At 73.1% G+C, this 20,060-nt stretch carries 15 protein-coding genes; 8 read left to right on the top strand and 7 right to left on the bottom strand.

What is annotated here, in order from left to right; translation table 11 throughout:
* Positions 1-3: 3 nt before the first annotated feature.
* The 4 genes from BUE41_RS01675 (at position 4) to BUE41_RS01660 (ending at position 7,212) form a co-directional block, all read left to right on the top strand.
* A complete protein-coding gene (locus BUE41_RS01675; protein WP_159444837.1) occupies positions 4-1,605 on the top strand; it encodes an ATP dependent DNA ligase in 1,602 nt (533 codons plus the stop codon).
* A gap of 64 nt (positions 1,606-1,669) precedes the next feature.
* On the top strand, positions 1,670-2,413 hold the full coding sequence (locus tag BUE41_RS01670; RefSeq protein WP_073455006.1) for a beta-phosphoglucomutase family hydrolase: 744 nt from the start codon (positions 1,670-1,672) through the stop codon (positions 2,411-2,413).
* Positions 2,410-4,767, top strand: a complete 2,358-nt coding sequence (locus BUE41_RS01665) for a glycoside hydrolase family 65 protein (protein WP_073455005.1) — start codon at positions 2,410-2,412, stop codon at positions 4,765-4,767. Before BUE41_RS01670 ends, BUE41_RS01665 begins: the two co-directional genes overlap by 4 nt.
* Positions 4,768-4,869: 102 nt before the next feature.
* Positions 4,870-7,212 carry a HelD family protein gene (locus BUE41_RS01660; RefSeq protein WP_407691641.1) on the top strand — a complete coding sequence of 781 codons (2,343 nt, stop codon included), beginning with the start codon at positions 4,870-4,872 and terminating at the stop codon, positions 7,210-7,212.
* Between the two features lie 128 nt (positions 7,213-7,340).
* Here BUE41_RS01660 and BUE41_RS01655 read toward each other — a convergent pair whose 3' ends face one another.
* From BUE41_RS01655 to BUE41_RS01645, 3 genes are read right to left on the bottom strand one after another with little or no spacing between them, the layout of a single operon-like run.
* Complete coding sequence (locus BUE41_RS01655; RefSeq protein WP_073455003.1) at positions 7,341-8,657, bottom strand: phospholipase D-like domain-containing protein; 1,317 nt, start codon at positions 8,655-8,657, stop codon at positions 7,341-7,343.
* Positions 8,658-8,696: 39 nt separating this feature from the next.
* Positions 8,697-9,410 (bottom strand): gamma-glutamyl-gamma-aminobutyrate hydrolase family protein, encoded by a 714-nt coding sequence (locus BUE41_RS01650; RefSeq protein WP_073455002.1) that lies wholly within the window; start codon positions 9,408-9,410, stop codon positions 8,697-8,699.
* A gap of 1 nt (position 9,411) precedes the next feature.
* Positions 9,412-10,767 carry a glutamine synthetase family protein gene (locus BUE41_RS01645; protein WP_073455001.1) on the bottom strand — a complete coding sequence of 452 codons (1,356 nt, stop codon included), beginning with the start codon at positions 10,765-10,767 and terminating at the stop codon, positions 9,412-9,414.
* Between the two features lie 79 nt (positions 10,768-10,846).
* On the opposite strand from BUE41_RS01645, the gene BUE41_RS01640 reads away from it, so the two are divergent.
* Positions 10,847-12,283: an RtcB family protein gene (locus BUE41_RS01640; RefSeq protein WP_073455000.1), complete on the top strand. Its 1,437-nt coding sequence runs from the start codon at positions 10,847-10,849 to the stop codon at positions 12,281-12,283.
* Positions 12,280-12,696, top strand: a complete 417-nt coding sequence (locus tag BUE41_RS01635; protein WP_073454999.1) for an archease — start codon at positions 12,280-12,282, stop codon at positions 12,694-12,696. Before BUE41_RS01640 ends, BUE41_RS01635 begins: the two co-directional genes overlap by 4 nt.
* A 313-nt stretch (positions 12,697-13,009) precedes the next feature.
* Here the strand turns inward: BUE41_RS01635 and BUE41_RS01630 are convergent, their stop codons facing one another.
* From BUE41_RS01630 to BUE41_RS01620, 3 genes are all read right to left on the bottom strand, one after another.
* A complete protein-coding gene (locus tag BUE41_RS01630) occupies positions 13,010-13,369 on the bottom strand; it encodes a thiolase C-terminal domain-containing protein (RefSeq protein ID WP_200803707.1) in 360 nt (119 codons plus the stop codon).
* A 93-nt stretch (positions 13,370-13,462) separates the two neighbouring features.
* On the bottom strand, positions 13,463-15,280 hold the full coding sequence (gene recQ, locus BUE41_RS01625; RefSeq protein WP_073454998.1) for a DNA helicase RecQ: 1,818 nt from the start codon (positions 15,278-15,280) through the stop codon (positions 13,463-13,465).
* A 4-nt stretch (positions 15,281-15,284) separates the two neighbouring features.
* A complete protein-coding gene (locus BUE41_RS01620) occupies positions 15,285-16,487 on the bottom strand; it encodes an MFS transporter (protein ID WP_073454997.1) in 1,203 nt (400 codons plus the stop codon).
* A 57-nt stretch (positions 16,488-16,544) separates the two neighbouring features.
* On the opposite strand from BUE41_RS01620, the gene BUE41_RS01615 reads away from it, so the two are divergent.
* Both BUE41_RS01615 and fgd read left to right on the top strand, forming a co-directional pair.
* Complete coding sequence (locus BUE41_RS01615; RefSeq protein WP_073454996.1) at positions 16,545-17,528, top strand: ArsR/SmtB family transcription factor; 984 nt, start codon at positions 16,545-16,547, stop codon at positions 17,526-17,528.
* A gap of 182 nt (positions 17,529-17,710) precedes the next feature.
* Entirely contained in the window at positions 17,711-18,718 is a 1,008-nt protein-coding gene (gene fgd / locus BUE41_RS01610) for a glucose-6-phosphate dehydrogenase (coenzyme-F420) (RefSeq protein ID WP_073454995.1), read from the top strand.
* A gap of 458 nt (positions 18,719-19,176) precedes the next feature.
* On the opposite strand, the gene BUE41_RS01605 is transcribed toward fgd, so the two are convergent.
* The gene (locus BUE41_RS01605) at positions 19,177-19,986 is read right to left on the bottom strand and encodes an AfsR/SARP family transcriptional regulator (RefSeq protein WP_073454994.1); all 810 of its coding nucleotides are present in this window, start codon (positions 19,984-19,986) and stop codon (positions 19,177-19,179) included.
* Positions 19,987-20,060 lie beyond the last annotated feature (74 nt).

Raw genomic sequence — 20,060 nt, 5'->3', positions numbered from 1 at the left:
CGCGTGGCGGGCCGTACGGCGCCGGAGGGGGTGCCAGACCTGGTGGCGCCCATGCACGTGTCCGCGGGCTCCGGCCAGCCCCCGGCCGGCCCCGACTGGGTGGTGGAGCTCGCCTGGACGGGGCACCGCTGCATCGCCTACGTCGACCCCACCCGCGAGCCCGGGAAGCGGGTGCGGCTGCTGTCCGCGAACGCCGTGTCGATGACGGCCACCTACCCGGAGCTGGCGGAGCCGCTGGAGCGGCACAGCCCGCCGCGCGGCATGGTGCTCGACGGCACCGTGGTCGCCCGCGGCGAGGAGCACGCCCCGCGCGCCCGCCGCCTGGCCAAGCGCAGCGGCCTGCACCGGCCGAGCGAGGCGCACATCCGCAGCGTCCCCGTCGACTACCAGGTGTGCGACTTGCTGTGGCTCGACGGGCACAGCACCCTCGACCTGCCCTACCGCGATCGCCGCGCCCTGCTCGACGGGCTCGGGTTCGACACCGCCCCCGTCTGGAGCACTTCGCCGCTGCCGCTGTCGGAGCTGGACACCATGCTGCGCATCGCCGAGGCCAAGGGCGTCGACGCGCTGCACGCCCGCCACCTCGGCGCCCGCTACCGGCCGGGCGGACGCTCGCCGCTGTGGGTCAAGGTGCCGGTGCCGCGGGTGCGGCAGGTCGTGGTGGGCGGCTGGACCCCGACCGATGTGCGCCGCCCGGACACGATCGCGAGCCTGCTGCTCGGCATCCCGGACGGCGCGGGCGGGTTGCGCTACGTCGGTCGCGTGGGCGTGACCGGGGAGGAGCGGCGCCGCCTCTCCGTGCTGGTGCGCCGGCGCCGCCCGCTCTCGCCGTTCTCCGGGACGGTGCCGGACGACGTGGCCCGGCACGCCGTCTGGGTGGCGCCGGAGCTGGTCGGCGAGGTGGAGTTCACCGGGTTCGCCGCCAACGGCCGATTGCGCCTGCCGCGCTGGCTGGGTCTGGTGGACCGGGCCGAGCGGCTCGATCCCGCCGACCTGCACGGTCCGGCCGCCGCGTCCGCGCGGTGGGCCCGGCCGGAGCCGCCGAGCACGGACCTGACCCCACCGGCGGAGCCCCAGCCCGAACCCGACGCTCGGGGCGAACCGGAGCCGGAACCGGAACCGGAGGCCGCGCCGCCCCCGCCCCGGAAGGCGGAGTCGCCGCGCCGGCTCGAGCAGCACTTCGTCTACAACGCGCTGAACACGATCGCGGCGCTCATCCGCACCGATCCCATGCGGGCCCGCGAGCTGCTGTTCGGCTTCGCTGATCTCTCCCGCGCCGCCGACCAGCCCGGTGACTCCCGGACCCGCCTGAGCACCGAGCTCGACGCCGTCCGCGGCTACCTCGCCTTGGAGCAGGCGCGCTTCGGCGCGCGCCTGCAGGTGGAGATCGATGTGCCGCAGGAGCTGCACGGGCTGTCGGTGAGCCCGATGGCGCTCATCGACGCGGTGCGCGCGGCGGTGCAGCGCGACATCGAGCCGCTGCCGGAGGGCGGGCTGCTGAAGGTGACCGCGGTCCGCGTCGGCGCCGGCGCTGAGCTGCACGTCCGCGCAGGTGATCGCGATCCGGTCGTGGTGACCGCGGTTCCGCTGGGGGCAACCGTGTGACCTCACACCGCCATCGGTGTGGCCCTCGGTGTGTTCGCCCGGGCTTGATCGGTACCGTTCGCGCATGCTCGGGCTGCCCGACGACACGCGTGCGTGTCTCTTCGACCTCGACGGTGTGCTGACCGACACCGCCAGCGTCCACGCAGCGGCGTGGAAACAGATGTTCGATGACTACCTGCGGGCCCGTGCGGAGCGCGAGGGCACCGAGTTCCGCCCCTTCGACGTGAAGGTGGACTACGGCCGCTACGTCGACGGGAAGCCGCGGATCGAGGGCACCGACTCGTTCCTGCGTTCGCGCGGGATCGAGCTTCCTGTGGGCGGGCCGGACGACCCGCCCGACGCGGAGACGCTCACCGCGCTGTCGACGAAGAAGAACGACCTGGTCCAGGAGAAGATCAGGACGCTCGGGGTGGACGTCTACCCGGGCTCGGTGCGTTATCTGCAGGCGGTGAAGGAAGCAGGTCTGGCCACGGCGGTCGTGTCGTCGTCGGCGAACGCCGCGCAGGTGCTGGAGGTCGCCGGCCTCACCGAGTACATCGATCACCGCGTGGACGGGGTGACCGCGAAGCAGCGCGGCTTGAAGGGCAAGCCGGCGCCGGACACGTTCCTCGCCGCGGCGGCCGACCTGGGGGTCGAGCCGGCGGCGGCGGTCGTGTTCGAGGATGCGCTGGCCGGCGTCGAGGCGGGCCGGGCGGGCGAGTTCGGCTTCGTCGTCGGGGTCGACCGGCTGGGGCAGGCCGACGCCCTGCGTGCGCACGGGGCCACGGTGGTCGTGCAGGATCTCGCTGAGCTGCTGGAGGAGAGATGAGCCCGGACGTCCACCCGTTCCTCGTCGAGCCCTGGCAGGTCCGCGAGCCGAAGTTGGACCTGGCGGCGATGGGGCAGACCGAGTCGGTGTTCGCCCTGTCGAACGGGCACATCGGGCTGCGCGGGAACCTCGACGAGGGGGAGCCGCACGCCACGCCCGGGACGTACCTGAACTCCTTCTACGAGAAGCGGCCGCTGCCGTACGCGGAGGGCGGCTACGGCTACCCGGAGTCCGGCCAGACGATCATCAACGTCACCAACGGCAAGCTGATCCGGCTGCTGGTGGAGGACGAGCCGTTCGACCTGCGCTACGGCGAGCTGCACCACCACGAGCGGGTGCTGGACATGCGCGCGGGCACGCTGACCCGCGACGTGGAGTGGGTCTCGCCCGCCGGGCGCACGGTGAAGGTGCGCAGCGTGCGCATGGTGTCGCTGACCCAGCGGGCGATCGCGGCGATCCGCTACGAGGTCGAGGTGCTCGACGCGCCCGCGCTGCTGGTGGTGCAGAGCGAGCTGGTCGCCAACGAGGCGATGCCGGCCCGGTCGGGCGGTGACCCGCGGGTGGAGGCGGCGCTGACCGATCCGCTGGTGTCGGAGTTCTTCCGGGCCGGTGAGACGAGCGCGACGCTGATCCACAGCACCCGCCAGTCCGGGCTGCGGATGGCCGCCGCGATGGACCACGAGGTGTACGGACCCGAGGGCACGTCGATCTCGACGGAGGCGTTCGAGGACATCGCGCGCACCACCGTCATCACGCGGCTGGAGCCGGGCCAGACGTTGTCGATCGTGAAGTACCTCGGGTACGGCTGGTCGTCGCGCCGGTCCCAGCCCGCCCTGTACGACCAGGTGCGGGCCGCGCTGGCGGCCGCCCGCTACACCGGCTGGGAGGGCCTGCTCGCCGAGCAGCGGGAGTACCTCGACGAGTTCTGGAGCGTCGCCGACATCGAGCTGGACGGCGACGCCGAGCTGCAGCAGGCCGTGCGGCTGGCGATCTTCCACGTGCTGCAGGCGATGGCCCGCGCGGAGCGGCGCGCGATCGGTGCGAAGGGGCTCACCGGCGAGGGCTACGACGGGCACACGTTCTGGGACACCGAGACGTTCAGCCTGCCGATGATGTCGTTCCTGCTGCCGGACGCGGCGGCGGACGCGCTGCGCTGGCGGCAGTCGATCCTGCCGCTGGCGAAGGAGCGGGCCGCGCAGCTGGGTCTGCTCGGGGCGGCGTTCCCGTGGCGCACGATCCGCGGGCACGAGTGCTCCGGCTACTGGCCGGCGGGCACCGCGGCGTTCCACATCAACGCCGACATCGCCGACGCGGTGCGTCGGCACGTCGCGGCCACCGGGGACGTCGACTTCGAGCGCGAGGTGGGGCTGGAGCTCCTCGTCGAGACCGCCCGGTTCTGGCGGTCGCTGGGCCACCACGACGCCTCGGGCGAGTTCCGCATCGACGGGGTGACCGGCCCGGACGAGTACACCGCGATCGTCGACAACAACGTCTACACCAACCTCATGGCGCAGCTGAACCTGCTGGTCGCCGCCGATGTGGCGGCCCGCCACTCGCGGGAGGCGCACAGGCTGGGCGTCAACGCCGAGGAGATGGCGAGCTGGCGGGACGCGGCGAAGGCGATGCGCATCCCGTACGACGAGGCGCTGGGGGTGCACCCGCAGTCGGAGGGCTTCACCCACCACGAGGTGTGGGACTTCGAGAACACCCCGCCGGACAAGTACCCGCTGCTGCTGCACTACCCGTACTTCGACCTGTACCGCAAGCAGGTCGTCAAGCAGGCCGACCTCGTGCTGGCGATGCAGCTGCGGCCGGACGTGTTCAGCCTCGAGCAGATGCGCCGCAACTTCGCCTACTACGAAGCGATCACGGTGCGGGACTCGTCGCTGTCGGCGTGCACGCAAGCGGTGATCGCGGCGTGGACCGGGCACCTCGACCTGGCCTACGACTACCTCGCCGAGTCGGCCCTGATCGACCTGCACGACCTGGCCGGCAACTCCGACCACGGCGTGCACATCGCGTCGATGGCGGGCACGTGGACCGCGATCGTCACCGGCTTCGGCGGCATGCGCTGCGACGAGACCGGCATCTCGTTCGCGCCGCGGCTGCCGCCCGCGCTGACCCGCATCTCGTTCGGCCTGTGCTGGCACGGCCGCAAGCTGCGGGTGACGCTCACCGCGGAGGAGGCCGAGTACCGGCTGGTCGACGGCCCGCCGATGCGCCTGATGCACCACGGTGAGCCGGTGGCGCTGGCGGACGAGCCGGTGTCGATGCCGATCCCGCCGGTGGAGCCGGTGGAGCCGGTGGAGCAGCCGTACGGCCGTGCTCCGCGGGCGCGGCACCCCGGCAGCTGACGGGGCCGGGCTGATCGGTACGCCCGCGGCACTCGGTCCGTACCGCTGGTAGGTTGGACCGTCTGCGTCCTGGAGCGACGGCGTGAAGGTGTGAACGGGCCGGTGGCGAAGAGCAGTACCCCTCAGACGACCCCTGACGACGACGTGCAGGACGACGGTTTCGAACACGAGCGTGCCTACGTCGAGATGCTGTACCAGCAGCTCGACAGCCGCCGCGCGGACACGGCGCGGCGGCTGCAGTCGGTGCTGCAGGACGAGACCGTCGGCACGCCGCAGGCGCTGACCGAGCGCGACGCGGCGGCCGCGATGTACGCCGACCGCCTCGCGGCGCTCCGCGCGGCCGAGCACGGGCTGGTGTTCGGCCGGCTCGACACCGAGGAGGGGGAGCGCCGCTACATCGGCCGGCTCGGCCTGCTCGACGAGGACAACGAGTACGAGCCGCTGCTGATGGACTGGCGCGCCCCCGCGGCGCGCCCGTTCTACACGGCGACCGCCGCGTCCCCGGAGGGGATCCGGCGGCGCCGCCACCTGCGCACGCGGCGGCGAGAGCTGATCGGGATCGACGACGAGGTCCTCGACATCGACGACCCGGCCGCGGCGAACGCCTCCCGCAGCGGGCTCACCAGCGAGGCGGCGCTGCTGGCTGCGGTGAACGCCAGCCGCACCGGGCGGATGTCCGACATCGTCGCGACGATCCAGGCCGAGCAGGACGCGATCATCCGCTCGAAGCCGTCCGGCGTGCTCGTGGTGCAGGGCGGCCCCGGCACCGGCAAGACCGCGGTCGCGCTGCACCGCGCTGCCTACCTGCTCTACACGCACCGCGACCGGCTGGCCCGCCGCGGTGTGCTGGTCGTCGGGCCGAACCCGACGTTCCTGCGCTACATCGGTCAGGTGCTGCCGTCGCTGGGGGAGACCAGCGTCGTGCTGGGCACGATCGGGCAGCTGTTCCCGAACCTCGATGCGCGCCGCCAGGAGCCCGTCGAGGTCGCGGAGGTGAAGGGGCGCATCGACATGGCCGCCGTCATCGCTGCGGCCGTCCGCGATCGCCAGCAGGTGCCGCGCAAGCCGATCCGGCTGGTGATCGACCAGCAGGAGGTGCGGCTGGACCGCGACGTCATCGGCGCCGCCCGCACCCGCGCCCGCCGCTCCCGCAAGCCGCACAACGAGGCGCGGCGCATCTTCCGCAAGGAGGCGATCCGCCTGCTCGCCGAGCAGGTCGCCCGCTCCATCAGCGACGCCGCGGGCGCCCGCGGCCTGCTCGACTCGACCGATCTCGCCGAGATCCGCGAGGAGCTGGAGGAGAGCGAGGAGCTGTCGCGCGCGCTGGACGAGCTCTGGCCGACCCTCTCGCCGCAGGAGCTCCTGATCGATCTCTTCGCCGACGAGAAGCGGCTCAACTCGGTGGCCCGCCGCTTGCCCCCGGAGGACCGGAGGAAGCTGCTCCGCGAGCGCCCCGCTCCGGACGCCGACCCGTCCACCGTGTGGTCGCCCGCCGACGTCCCCCTCCTCGACGAGGCCGCGGAGCTGCTCGGCGACGACGGCTCCGAGGCCGCCGCCCGCGAGGCCGAGGCGCTGCGCGAGGAGATCAGCTACGCCCAGGGCGTGCTCGACGTCCTGGACCTCGAGGAGGACCTCGATCCCGAGCTCCTGCGCGCCACCGACGTCATCGACGCCGACCGGCTCGCCGAGCGCCAGGCGATGCGCCGCTGGGAGTCGACGGCCGAACGCGCCGCTGCCGACCGCGAGTGGACCTACGGCCACGTGATCGTCGACGAAGCCCAGGAGCTCTCGCCGATGGCGTGGCGGCTGATCATGCGCCGCTGCCCGACCCGTTCCATGACGATCGTCGGCGACATCGCCCAGACCGGAGACCTGGCCGGCTCCTCCTCCTGGCAGGACGCGCTCGGCCCGTACGTGGCGAACCGCTGGCGGCTGGAGCAGCTCACCGTCAACTACCGCACTCCCGCTGAGATCGCCGCCGTCGCCGACGACGTCCTCGCCGTGATCAACCCGGACCTCAAGCCCCCGCGCTCGGTCCGCAGCACCGGCGTGCCGCCCCGCGCCGTCGCCGCCGAACCCGCCACCATCGACGACACCGTCGCCAAGGTCGTCATGGAGGAGTCGGCCGAGATCGGTGACGGCCGCACCGCAGTCCTCGCCCCGATCGCCCGGGTCGACGCCCTGCGTGAGCGCATCGGCGCCCCCGCGACCGACCCCACCGGCGAGGTCGACCTCGAGGAACCCGTCGTCGTGCTGCCCATCAGCGCGGCGAAGGGCCTGGAGTTCGACGCGGTCGTGCTCGTCGAGCCGGCGGAGATCCTCGCCGACAGCCCGCGCGGCGCGAACGACCTCTACGTCGCCCTCACCCGCGCCACGCAGCGGCTCGCCGTCGTGCACGCCCAGGCGCTGCCGGGCATGCTGCGCAGGCTCGAGCCCGCCGGCTGAGGCGCCGCGCCGGTCACCGGCTTCGCGCCGTTGCACGGCGCGCCGGTGGCCGGCGCGTCCGCGGACTCGCGCACATCGTCGCGAACGGCCCAGCGCCCCGGCGGCTCCGCGGCAACGCCCCGGCTGACCTACAGCTCCCGCCGCAGGAGGACGGCCGCTCGTTCTCGAGCCCGGTCGATGATCCCGCGCCGGTTCCACGACGATCCCAGGATCTCCCGCGACACCGAGAGGTCCTTCTCGAACTGCCGCGTCAGCTGATCCGCCAACGACTCGGACTGCACGCACAGCGTCGCCTCGTCGTTCAACTGGAACGACCGGTTGTCGAAGTTGACCGACCCGATCGTCGACCACCGGCCGTCCACCGTCAGCGTCTTGGCGTGCAGCATCGTCTGCTCGTACTCGAAGATCCGCACCCCCGCGTCGAGCAGTGTGCGGTAGACGGCCCGGCCCGCCTGCCGCACGCTCTCCTTGTCGGTGTAGCGACCAGGAACGAGGACCCGCACCGCCACTCCCCGCCGCGCCGCCTCCACCAGAGCCTCCACGAACGCGGGCCGGGGCGTGAAGTACGCACTGGTGAGGTCGAGCGACTGCTGGGCGCACGCGACGGCGAGGAAGAACAACGCTTCGGCGTTGGTGTCCCCGACCCCGGCGGAGGACCGCACGAGCTGCATGTTCCCGGCGCCGTCGGCGGGCTCGAGGGCCGGCAGGTGATCGGGCCCCACCAGGACGTCTCCGGTCGCCTCCAGCCAGTTCTCGGCGAAGGCGCCCTGCAGCCCGCGCACGATCGGCCCCCGCACCTTGACGTGGGTGTCCCGCCAGTGCTGCGGATCCTGCGCATCTCCGGTCCACTCGGTGGCGATGCCGACCCCACCGATCATGCCGACTGCCCCGTCGGCGACCAGGATCTTGCGGTGCGTCCGGTTGTTCGTCCGACCCAGGGCGTACGGGCGCAGCGGCCGGAAGATCGCGACCGAGGCTCCCGCGTCCGCCAGCTGCCGGAGCAGGCGCCGCTCCATCTTCGCGGTCCCGAACGCGTCGAGCAGCACGTTGACCTGCACCCCGGCCCGGGCGCGCTCGGCGAGGCACGCGGCGACCCGCTCGGCGATCTCGCCCTGCCAGTACACGTACGTGAGCAGGTTGATGGTCTTCTGCGCGTTCGCGATCGTGGCGAGGAACGCCGGGAAGATCGCGTCCCCGTTGATCAGCAGCTCCAGGTCGTTGCCGGCGGAGATCGGCGCCGCGGTGAGCGCTTCGGCGGCTCGGAGGAAGCCGGGGGAGCCGACGTCGAGCACCTCGCCGCGCAGGCGGTAGCCGTGCCCGTCCTCGCGGCGGTGCCGCAGGGTCTCCAGCGCGTAGCGGCCGCCGAGGACCCCGGCGGCGGCCAGCGCCGGGCCGTACCGGAGGAGCCGGTCGGTCGCGGCGCTGCGGCTTCGACGGCCGCTCACGGCGTCACGTCGCCGGGGCCGGGGTGGTGGGTGCCTGGTTCACGTGCGTGTCCTCTCTCGAGCCGCGGCGACCAACGCGCCGAAGAGCCGCGGATCGTCCTGCTCGGGATGCCATTGGACACCGACGACGAACGGGCGTCCGGCCAGCTCGGCGGCCTCGATCGTGCCGTCGGCGGCCCGGCCGGTGACCTCGAGATCCTTGCCGAGCTGGTCGACGGCCTGGTGGTGGTGGCACTGCCCGCGCACGCTCGTGCCCAGCACCGCCGCGACGCGGCTGCCCGGCTCCAGCGCGACCTCGACCTCGCCGAACACTCCGGGGGTCGGGTTGTGCCCGTGGTGGCCGACGACGTCCGGGAGGTGCTGGTGGAGGGTGCCGCCCAGGACGACGTTGAGCAGCTGCAGGCCGCGGCACACCGCGAGGACCGGGATGCCGCGGTCGAGCGCCCGCTCGATGATCTCCTGCTCGGCGGCGTCGCGCTCGGGCCGCGGCCGGCCGGTGTGCGGGTGCGGCTCGGCGTCGTAGAGCGCCGGATCGACGTCGGGCCCGCCGGAGATCACCACGGCGTCGAGCCGGTCGACCGCGGGCGCGGCGGCGACCAGCGGCGGGATCAGCACCGGGACACCGCCTCCGGCGATCACCGAGTCCGGGTAGGTGAAGGGCAGCAGGACGGTCCGGTGGTCCCACACGCCGTAGCGCGCCCGCTCGCCGTACGCGGTGATGCCGATCAGCGGCCTCGTCTCGTTCTCGGTCAACTCAAAGCCGTTCGAAACCACGCCTACGCTCCCAATCCGTCACCGCCGCGTCGAACGCGGCGAGCTCGACGCGGGCGGCGTTCGTGTAGTGATCGACTACTTCTTTTCCGAACGCGGACTCGGCCACGGCGGATTCCGCGAACAGCTCCGCGGCCTCACGCAAGGTGGAGGGCACCCGCGGGGCGTCGCTGCGGTAGGCGTTCCCCTCGCACGGCGGGTCGAGCGGCAGCTCGTTCTCGATGCCGTGCAGGCCGGCCGCGATGATCGCGGCGACCGCGAGGTAGGGGTTCACGTCGCCGCCGGGCACCCGGTTCTCCACCCGCAGCGCCGGCCCGTGCCCGACCACCCGCAGCGCGCACGTCCGGTTGTCCAGCCCCCACGCCACCGCGGTCGGGGCGAAGGAGCCGTCGGCGTAGCGCTTGTAGGAGTTGACGTTGGGCGCGTACAGGTAGGTCAGCTCGCGCAGGCACGCGAGCTGACCGGCGATGAAGTGCTCGAAGACGGGGGAGAAGCCGTGCTCGCCGGCGCCGGGGAACACGTTGCCGTCGTCGCCGCGCAGCGAGACGTGGATGTGGCAGGAGTTGCCCTCGCGCTCGTCGTACTTGGCCATGAACGTCAGCGACATCCCGGCCTGTTCGGCGATCTCCTTCGCCCCGGTCTTGTAGATGGAGTGGTTGTCGCAGGTGGTGAGGGCGTCGGCGTAGCGGAAGGCGATCTCGTGCTGGCCGAGGTTGCACTCGCCCTTCGCGGACTCGACGATCATGCCGGCGCCGGCCATGCCGTTGCGGATGCGGCGCAGCAGCGGCTCGACGCGGGCGGTGCCGAGCAGCGAGTAGTCGACGTTGTAGAGGTTGGCGGGCCGCAGGTCCTGGTAGTTCGCCCGCCACGCGGCCTCGAACGTGTCGGCGAACAGCATGAACTCCAGCTCCGTGCCGACGTCGGCGATCAGGCCGTGCTCGGCGAGCCGGTCGAGCTGCCCCTCGAGGATCTGCCGGGGCGATGCGGCGACGGGTGCGCCGTCACCCCACACGACGTCGCACAGCACCAGCGCCGTCGCTTCGTGCCAGGGGATCATCCGCAGCGTGGACAGGTCGGGGCGCAGCACGAAGTCTCCGTACCCCCGTTCCCAGCTCGACATGGCGTATCCGGGGACGGTGTTCATCTCGACGTCGACGGCGAGCAGGTAGGTGCAGGCCTCCGCCGCGTGCGGCACGACCTCGTCCAGGAAGTGGGCCGCCGCGCAGCGCTTGCCCTGCAGCCGCCCTTGCCCGTCGGTGAAGGCCACCAGCACGGTGTCGACGTCGCCCGCGACGACCAGCGCGCGCAGCTGCTCCAGCGTGAGCATCCCCTGCCTCATGCGCGCACCCTATTGCCCGCATGGGCGTCCACCGCTCATCCGGCGGCTACCTGCCTACGATGTCGTACGGGAGGACCTGATGGGGATCCCGAAGGCAGTGGACGTGGAAGTCGTCGAGGAGGCCCCGTTCCGCCTGCGCGTGCCCGCGCAGGGGGACATGCGCGTGGACGGCGTCGTCTTCACTTCGCACGAGCTGCTCCCCGACCCGGCTGAGGACGGGTCCCTGCAGCAGGTGGTGAACGTCGCGACGCTGCCCGGCATCGTGGAGGCCTCCTACGCGATGCCGGACGTGCACTGGGGTTACGGGTTCCCGATCGGTGGCGTCGCGGCGACCGACGTGGAGCGCGGCGGGGTGGTGTCGCCGGGCGGGGTCGGGTTCGACATCTCGTGCGGCGTGCGGCTGCTCACCGCGGACCTGGACCGCTCGGAGCTGCCGATCGAGCGGGTGATGGACGGTCTGGACCGCGCGGTCCCGCGGGGCGCGGGATCGGGCGCGGTCTGGCAGCTGTCCGGCCGTGCCGAGCTCGAGCGGGTGCTGCTGGGCGGTTCGCGGTACGCGGTGGAGCGCGGCCACGGCGAGGACCGCGATCTCGAGCGGTGCGAGGACGGCGGGGTCCTCGCGGGCGCCGATCCCGGTCAGGTGAGCGCCCGTGCGGTCGAGCGCGGCCTCGAGCAGGTCGGCAGCCTGGGGTCGGGCAACCACTTCCTGGAGGTGCAGGCGGTCGACGAGGTGCTCGACGACGTCGCCGCGGCGGCCTTCGGGCTCGCGCCCGGACAGGTGTGCGTGATGATCCACACCGGCTCGCGCGGACTCGGTCACCAGATCTGCACCGACCACGTGCGGATCATGGATCGCGCGATGCGCGCGTACGGGATCTCCGTGCCCGACCGCCAGCTGGCGTGCGCCCCGGTCGAGTCCCCCGAGGGGCGCGCCTACCTGGGGGCGATGGCCGCCGCCGCCAACTACGGGCGCGCGAACCGCCAGCTGCTCGCCGAGGCCGCCTCCGACGTGTTCGAACGCGTCACCGGGCAGCGGCTCAGCCTGCTGTACGACGTGTCGCACAACCTCGCCAAGATCGAGGAACACGAGATCGGCGGTGAACGCCGCCGGCTCTGCGTGCACCGCAAGGGCGCCACCCGCGCTCTGCCACCGGGGCACCCCGATCTGCCGCCCGCCCTGCGCGACGCGGGCCAGCCGGTGCTCATCCCGGGTTCGATGGGTACCGCCTCCTACGTCCTGCGCGGGGTCGTCGGCGGCGGCGCCTTCCACTCGACCTGCCACGGCGCCGGCCGGGTGCAGAGCCGCAAGCAGGCGGCGCGCGCGATCACCGGCGGTGCGCTGCGCAAGCGGCTGGAGGGCCAGGGCATCGCCGTCCGCGGCGCCTCCGCCCGCGGCCTCGCCGAGGAGGCGCCCGAGGCGTACAAGGACGTCGACGCGGTCGTCGCGGCGGCGGAGGGCGCCGGGCTGTGCCGCGCGGTGGCCCGCCTGGTCCCGCTGGGCGTGGTGAAGGGATGACTGCTCGCGGGCACCGCGCCGTCGAGCACACCGCCGACGTCCGCATCGAGGCGTGGGGGCCGACCCGGGAGGACTGCCTGGTCGAAGCGGTGTCCGGGCTCGTCGCGACGTTCGCCGTCACGGCGGACGCCACCCCGGCGGACACGATCACCACGCACCTCGACGCGACCGACGACGACGATCTGCTGGCGGCGGTGCTCGACGAGGTGATCTACCTGCTGGACACCCGCTCGGTGGTGCCGTGCGGCGCAGAGCTCACCGCGGGCCCCGGGGGCGTCGAGCTGCGGCTGCAGGTCGCGCCGGTGCGGGAGGTCGAGGTCGTGGGTGCCGTGCCCAAGGCGGTCACCCTGAACGACCTGCGCTGCGAGCCCAGGGACGAGGGTTGGTGGTGCGCGGCGACCGTCGACGTGTGAGCCACGGCACCCAGCAGGGCTCGCCGGCCCGGCATCCGGTCGTGCCGGGGCGCTGAGGCGTCGATCGTCGTAGCTGCTCACTCCGGGAATGCAGGCGTCGACGGGCGAAACGGGACAGGCCTCGGCCCGGATGGGCCGATCCACACGCCGAGCGGTGGGGGAGCGTCCGCGTGGGCCAGCGGCTGGGCTGGGGGTGCAAGAACCCCTGCCCTAGGCGTGACGACGACCCGCGGCGGTGTGCCCGAACCCAGCCCGGCCACCTGCTCGGCCGTGCCCTCGCCACCGGCTCGGGCGCGTAGCGACCATCGAGCGGTCACCCGGCGGCGAGGATCGTGATCGCGCAGACGGCCTCCTCGCCGTTGTAGAACCCACCACCGTTCTCGGCGAGCGCGATGCGCGCGTTCTCCACTTGACGCGCCCCGGCCTCGCCGCGCAGCTGCTGGACGAGTTCGTAGATCTGGGCCAGGCCCGTCGCGGCGAGCGGGTGCCCCTTCGACTCCAGACCCCCGGAGGGGTTGAGCGGGAGCCGGCCGCCGATCGTCGTGGCGCCGGAGGCCGCGAGCGGGCCGCCCTCGCCGGGTGCAGAACGACCGATGCCTCCGAGGGCTCGATCCCGCGCCCGTTCGTATACTAGCTCCCCGACCGCGGGGCCCTGCCCGTCTTGAGTACGCACCCACGTCGAGGTGGTCCCCGGGGCGAGCCAGTCGGGGGCGAGGTGGTTCGCAGCCTGCGGTGCAACGCGGCGGGAAGGGCACGCACCTGACGCTCACCCGGCGAGCGCGGCGAGCACCCCCTCGCCGTACTTGGCGAGCTTGTTCTCCCCGATCCCGCTGATCCGGCTCAGTGCGGCCAGATCCGCGGGCATCCGTGCGGCGATCTCGCGCAGCGTGGAGTCGTGGAAGATCACGTAGGCGGGCACGCCCTGCTCCTTCGCTGTGGCCGCGCGCCACGCCCGCAGCCGCTCGAACACCGGCACCGCCTCGGCGGGTAGGTCGGCCTGCGGCGTCGCCGACCGGGCGGTGCGCGTGCGCGGCACCCGCTTCGGCTCGCGGCGCAGCATCACCTTCTGCTCACCGCGCAGCACCGGGCGGCTGGCCTCGGTGAGGCCGAACGTCTGGTAGGTGCCCTCGACGGCGAGCATCCCGCGCGCGACGAGCTGGCGGATCACGCCGCGCCACTCGGCCTCGGACAGCTCGGTGCCGACGCCGAACACCGACAGCCTCTGGTGGTCGAACTGCTCCACCTTCGGGGTGTGCTTACCGAGCAGGATGTCGATGATGTGCCCGGCCCCGAACCGCTGGCCCCGTTCGCGGTCGAGCCGGAACACCGTGGACAGCACCTTCTGCGCGGCGATCGTGCCGTCCCACGCCTCGGGAGGGGCCAGGCAGGTGTCGCAGTTGCCGCACGGCTCGGCCTGCTCGCCGAAGTAGTTGAGCAGCTGCACCCGGCGGCACTGCACGGTCTCGCACAGCGCCAGCATCGCGTCGAGGTGCTGGGTGAGTCGGTGCTTGTGCGCGCGGTCGCCCTCCGAGTCCTCGATCATCTTCCGCTGCTGGACGACGTCGGCCAGGCCGTAGGCCAGCCACGCCGTGGACGGCAGTCCGTCGCGACCGGCCCGGCCGGTCTCCTGGTAGTAGCCCTCGACCGACTTCGGCAGGTCCAGGTGTGCGACGAACCGCACGTCGGGCTTGTCGATGCCCATGCCGAACGCGATCGTCGCCACCATCACCACGCCGTCCTCGCGGAGGAACCGGGACTGGTTCTCGGCGCGCACCGCCGCGTCCAGGCCGGCGTGGTAGGGCAGCGCCGGGACGCCCTGCGCGACGAGGAACTCCGCGATCTGCTCCACCGACCGGCGGGACAGGCAGTAGACGATGCCCGCATCACCGGCGTGCTCGGTGCGGATCAGCTCCAGCAGCTGCTTGCGCGGCTCGGCCTTCGGCACGATTCGGTACTGGATGTTCGGTCGGTCGAAGCTGGAGACGAAGTGCCGGGAGTCCTCCAGGTCGAGGCGGGCCGCGATCTCCGCACGCGTGGCGGGCGTCGCGGTGGCGGTGAGCGCGATCCGGGGCACGTCCGGCCACCGCTCGTGCAGGTGGGAGAGCATGAGGTAGTCGGGGCGGAAGTCGTGGCCCCACTGGGACACGCAGTGCGCCTCGTCGATGGCGAACAGCGCGATCCTCCCCCGGTCCAGCAGCCGCACCGTCGACTCGACGCGCAGCCGCTCCGGGGCCAGGTAGAGCAGGTCCAGCTCGCCGGCCAGGAACTCCTGCTCGACGAGGGTGCGCTCGTCCGGGGTCTGGGTGGAGTTGAGGAACCCGGCACGCACGCCGAGCGCCCGCAGCGCGTCCACCTGGTCCTGCATCAGGGCGATGAGCGGGGAGATCACCACGCCCACACCCGGCCGCACCAGCGCGGGGATCTGGTAGCAGAGCGACTTGCCGCCGCCGGTGGGCATGAGCACCAGCGCGTCGCCGCCGTTCGTGACGTGCTCGACGATCTCCGCCTGGTGGCCCCGGAAGGAGTCGTAGCCGAAGACACGGCGCAGGACGTCGAGCGGGGCGGCGGCGGTCTCGGGGAGCACGGGCTCAGCGTAGGCGGGAGGGCCGGGCAGGCGGGACCGACCTGACGAGGACGTGCCCCACGGCGAGGACGGCGACGATCCCGGTGGCAGCGGTCAGGGGTACCGCCACCGTGATCGGCAGGTGCTCGGCGAGCGTCCCGGCCGCGGCGAAGCCCAGGCCCTGGCTGACCATCATGCCGCCGCCCAGCAGCGTGAAACTCCGCCGCCGGGCGTGCTCGGGGATCGCCGCGACGGCGATCTGGTCGAGCCCGATGTGGTGGCTCGCACCCAACCCGGCCAGGACGAGCAGGCCGAGCGCCACCGGCACCGGCGGCCCGGCCGCGTAGCCGAGGACGGGCACGAAGGTCGCCGCAGCGAGCGGGACGACCAGCTGAACGCGCCGCGCGGCGGGCAGCAGCGACCCGACGAGCAGCTCACCCAGCACCGCGCCGACCGGGATCCCGGCGAGGAGCAGACCGGCCGCCGCGGAGCCGCCACCCGACTCGTGCGCGTACGGCACGGCCAACGCCTCCGGTGCCACCGCGAAGAAGCCGGGCAGCCACATCATCGCGAGCACCGGCCGGATGCCGCGGATGGCCAGCAGGGCTCGGAGTTCGGGCAGGACGGCCAGCATGGGGCCGTCCACCGTCACCGGTGCGTACCGCCGGGTGCCCACGAGCAGGACGAGCGCGGCGAGTGCGTGCCCGGCCGCGGCGGCGAGCAGCGCGTGGGCCGGCGTGACGAACACGAGCGCGAACCCGCCCGCGGCGAACCCGACCAGCTGGGCGTTCTGGCCGATCATCCGCAGCAGCGAGCGGCCGTACGGGAACCCGTCGGTGCCGAGGATCTCCGGCAGGGTGGCGGTGCGCGTGCCGGTGAACACGGGATCGATGAAGCCCTTCACCGCCAGCAGGGCGAGCAGCAGCGGCACCGGGGTGCCCGGCACCGCCATGAGCGCGATCAGCCCGGCGACGACCAGCTCGGTGGTCACCAGCACATCGCGCGCGGGCCGGGATCGGCCGATCCCGCCGAGCAGCACCGCACCGATCCCCATGGGCACGAACCCGACGGCGAACGTCACGGCTGACAGCAGCGGCGAGCCGGTGCGCCGGTAGACCAGCACGGCCAGCGCCACGTCGGCCAGGATGATCGCGAGCATCGTCAGGACGTGCGCGCCGAGCACCGCGCGGAACTCGGCGTTGCGCAGCACGCCGCGGTAGGAGGACACGACCGCAGTCTCGACGGACCGGCTGCGCGCGCGAAACGCTTCGGCCAGGATCGAAACATGGCCCTCGACCTGCGACTCGGCGCCGTCGACGTCACCGCGATCCGGTTCGCCCGCTCGCCGATGTGGGAGACGATCCAGGCCGCGCGGACCATGCGGGAACCCCGCCGGCAGGTCCACCACCTGCACTGGCTGCGCGCCGTCGACACCGCGGCCTGCGCGGACGCCCTGCGGACGCTGGAACCGCTCCTGCCGAAGCACGGCTACCAGCCCGACTTCCTCGTCCCGATCCCCGCCGGGCCCACGACGACGATCGACGACGACCTCGCTGCGGTCGCCGCGACCCCGCTCGACGTCGTCGCTGCGGAGCTGGAACGGGCGCTCACAGCGCCCGGCTCGTCGGAAGCGGTGCGGGACGGGCTGCGGGCGCTGCTCCCCGACCCCGCTGCGAGCCTGGAGCGCATCGTCGCCGCGCAGCGGGCGTGCTGGGAGCACCTCGTGCGGCCGCACTGGACCGCGATCGACGATCTCCTCGCGTCCGACATCGCTCACCGCGCCGCCCGGCTGGCCGCCGACGGGCTCGCCGCGGTGCTCGCCGGTCTGCACCCCTCGATCACCTGGGCCGACGGTGTCCTCGCGTTCAGCGGACGGCACCACGGCCGCTCGGCCGACGTCCGCGGCCGCGGCCTGGTCCTCATGCCGACGGTGTTCACCTGGCCGGACACCGTGGCGGTCACTGACCCGCCGTGGCAGCCGACCGTCGTCTACCCGGCCCGCGGCGTCGGCACGCTGTGGCCACCTGGCCAGGTCAGGACGCCGGACGCCCTGGCTGCGCTCATCGGCGCCTCACGGGCCCGCCTGCTCGCGGCGCTGGACGAGGAGACATCCACCTCCGTGCTCGCCCGGCGGGTCGGCCTGGGGCTTCCGAGCACGTCAGAGCACCTGCGGGTGCTGCGCGCGGCCGGGCTCGCCGTCGCGCGGCGGGCCGGTCGCGAGGTCCGCCACCGCCGCACCGCGCTCGGATCGGCGCTTCTCGGAGGGTGACGAACGGCGCAGCGGACCTGCGCACGGCGCGTCTCGATGAGATCATCGGCCGACAGGGAATGGCCGCAGCCGTCCATGCCTTGAACCCCACCGAGGGACTGGACGCTGCGGATCATGCGGGTCCGGCGCGGGTGGTTGACATCCGAGGCGGATCGGCCGGACGGACGAAGGACGGTTTCACGGTGTCGTTGCGGATCGGGTACAAGGCGTCGGCGGAGCAGTTCGGGCCGCGCGAGCTCGTCGAATTCGGGGTGCGGGCGGAGGAGCTCGGCCTCGACTCCGCGGTGGTCTCCGACCACTTCCTGCCCTGGCGGCACAACGGCGGCCACGCGCCGTCCGCGCTCGCCTGGATCACCGCGGTGGGGGAGCGGACCGAGCGGATCATGCTCGGCACCTCGGTGCTGACCCCCACCTTCCGGTACAACCCGGCGGTGCTCGCCCAGACCTGGGCGACCCTGGGACTGCTCTATCCGGGCCGGATCATGCTCGGCGTCGGTACCGGTGAGGCGCTCAACGAGATCGCGGTTTCCGGGCGGGAGTGGCCGGAGTTCAAGGAGCGCTACGCCCGGCTGCGCGAGGCCATCCGGCTCATGCGCGAACTGTGGACCGGTGAGAACGTCAACTTCGACGGCGAGTACTACAAGACCGTCGACGCGAACATCTACGACCGGCCCGAGCAGCCGATCCCGATCTACATCGCCGCCGGCGGCCCGCAGATGGCGAAGTACGCCGGACGCGTCGGCGACGGGTTCATCTGCACCTCGGGCAAGGGCATGGACCTCTACACCGAGAAGCTCATGCCCGCCGTCGCCGAGGGCGCCGAAGCAGCCGGGAAGAAGCTCGACGACGTCGACCGCATGATCGAGATCAAGCTGTCGTACGACCGGGACCCCGACGCCGCGCTGGCCAACACCCGGTTCTGGGCGCCGCTGTCACTGACGGCGGAGCAGAAGCACAGCGTCGGGTCGGCGGTGGAGATGGAGCGGCTGGCGGACGAGCTGCCGATCGAGCAGGTGGCGAAGCGGTGGATCGTCACGTCGGACCCGGACGAGGCCGTCGCGCAGATCAAGCCGTACCTGGACGCGGGGCTGAACCACCTCGTGTTCCACGGGCCCGGGCACGACCAGGAGCGGTTCCTGACGCAGCTGGCGGAGGACGTGGTTCCGCGGCTGAGGGCTCTGGCGGACTGAAGCCCGGTTGCTACCTCGCAGCCCCGCGGGGCTCGGGTGCTGGACCCCTCGCCGGGCCCTGCCCGAGCTCTGTGCACCCGGGGCGCTGCCCCGGAACCCCGCCAGGGGCTCCGCCCCTGGATCCCGGCCTCCCCCCGGTGGAGCCCCACAAGGCTCGTGCCACAGCTGACACACCTGTTGCGGGGGTGCGGTGGTGATCTTGGGTATGCCCGGGCCGAGAACCTACGAACGGTCCTTTCGTGAGCAGTGGTGCTGACGAAAGCACAGTTCGTAGAGATCTCAGCAGGCGCCGCCCAGGGGCCAGCCGGCTCCGCCTCACCCCGCCCCGGGTACAACGAACGGCCCTTTCGTCCACTCCGCGTGGACGAAAGGGCCGTTCGTTCACATCTGCACGCGGGCAGCATCCGAGGGGCCCGGTCCCGTGATGGGGGGGGCGGGCTGCTGCGGTGGCGGTGCTCCTAGCGGAACGAGCCGGGCACCGAGCCGCCGGAGACGAGGCGGCGGCTGCCGCCGCGGCCGGCACCGGGCAGGCGCGGCAGCTGCACGGCCGAGCGCGGCATGGGGTGGCGGGCGCGCAGGACGGGCCAGGCCGGGGTCGGCGGGAGGAGGTTGTCCAGGCCGTTGCTGGCCGGACCGAGGCTGGAGCGGAGCAGCTCCTGGTACTCGTCGTACTCGGCGACGGCGGCGGTGACGTCGCCCTCGGCGAGGAGGGCCTCGACCAGGGCGCGGCGGGCGCTCTCGCGGCTGGGGGCGGCGCGGACGGCGTGGCGGGCCAGCTCGACGGCCTCCTCGGCGCGGCCCTCGGCCGACAGGCGCATGCTGCGCTCCTCGAGGGCGTGGAGGCGGAGCTGGCGGTAGCGCTCGCGCTCGACGGCGACCCAGGCGGCGGTCCAACCGGGGAGGATGTCGACGGTGAGCGGGGAGACGTCGGGCTTGTCGGTGGTGGGGATCTCCGGCAGGGCGCGGATCAGGCCCATGGCGTCGGCGAGGTCGACCTCGACCGCGGGGGCCAGCTCCAGCGGGCCTTCACCGATCTCTCCCGGGGCGATGTCGGCGAGCAGGCCGGGTACGTCGACGCTCTCGACGGCCTCGTCGAGCAGCTTGAGCGCCGCGTCGGCCGGTACGCCTGGCCAGAGGTCCCCGGCCAGGGCGGGGCGGGGCTGCGGGCGCGGGTGCACGGCCAGGTAGGCCACGAGCCGGCGGGCGTCGACCCCGAGGGTGACGGACTCGCCGCCGACGGTGAGCTCGAAGGAGCCCAGCACGGACACGCGTACCGTGCCGTCTGTCCGAAGTCGCCATTGATCGTCAGACATGATCGCCCCGGGTTCGGTATGTCACGTGT

This window comes from Pseudonocardia thermophila (assembly GCF_900142365.1).
Classification (GTDB): Bacteria; Actinomycetota; Actinomycetes; order Mycobacteriales; family Pseudonocardiaceae; genus Pseudonocardia; species Pseudonocardia thermophila.
Note: the sequence above shows the minus strand (reverse complement) of the source record. Positions and strands in the feature narration are given on the sequence as shown.

Coding starts and splice junctions, on each gene's coding strand:
- BUE41_RS01645 (WP_073455001.1), bottom strand. CDS start 10,767: ATGAGGCAGGGGATGCTCACGCTGGAGCAGCTGCGCGCGCTGGTCGTC.
- BUE41_RS01640 (WP_073455000.1), top strand. CDS start 10,847: ATGGGGATCCCGAAGGCAGTGGACGTGGAAGTCGTCGAGGAGGCCCCG.
- BUE41_RS01670 (WP_073455006.1), top strand. CDS start 1,670: ATGCTCGGGCTGCCCGACGACACGCGTGCGTGTCTCTTCGACCTCGAC.
- BUE41_RS01615 (WP_073454996.1), top strand. CDS start 16,545: ATGGCCCTCGACCTGCGACTCGGCGCCGTCGACGTCACCGCGATCCGG.
- BUE41_RS01665 (WP_073455005.1), top strand. CDS start 2,410: ATGAGCCCGGACGTCCACCCGTTCCTCGTCGAGCCCTGGCAGGTCCGC.
- BUE41_RS01635 (WP_073454999.1), top strand. CDS start 12,280: ATGACTGCTCGCGGGCACCGCGCCGTCGAGCACACCGCCGACGTCCGC.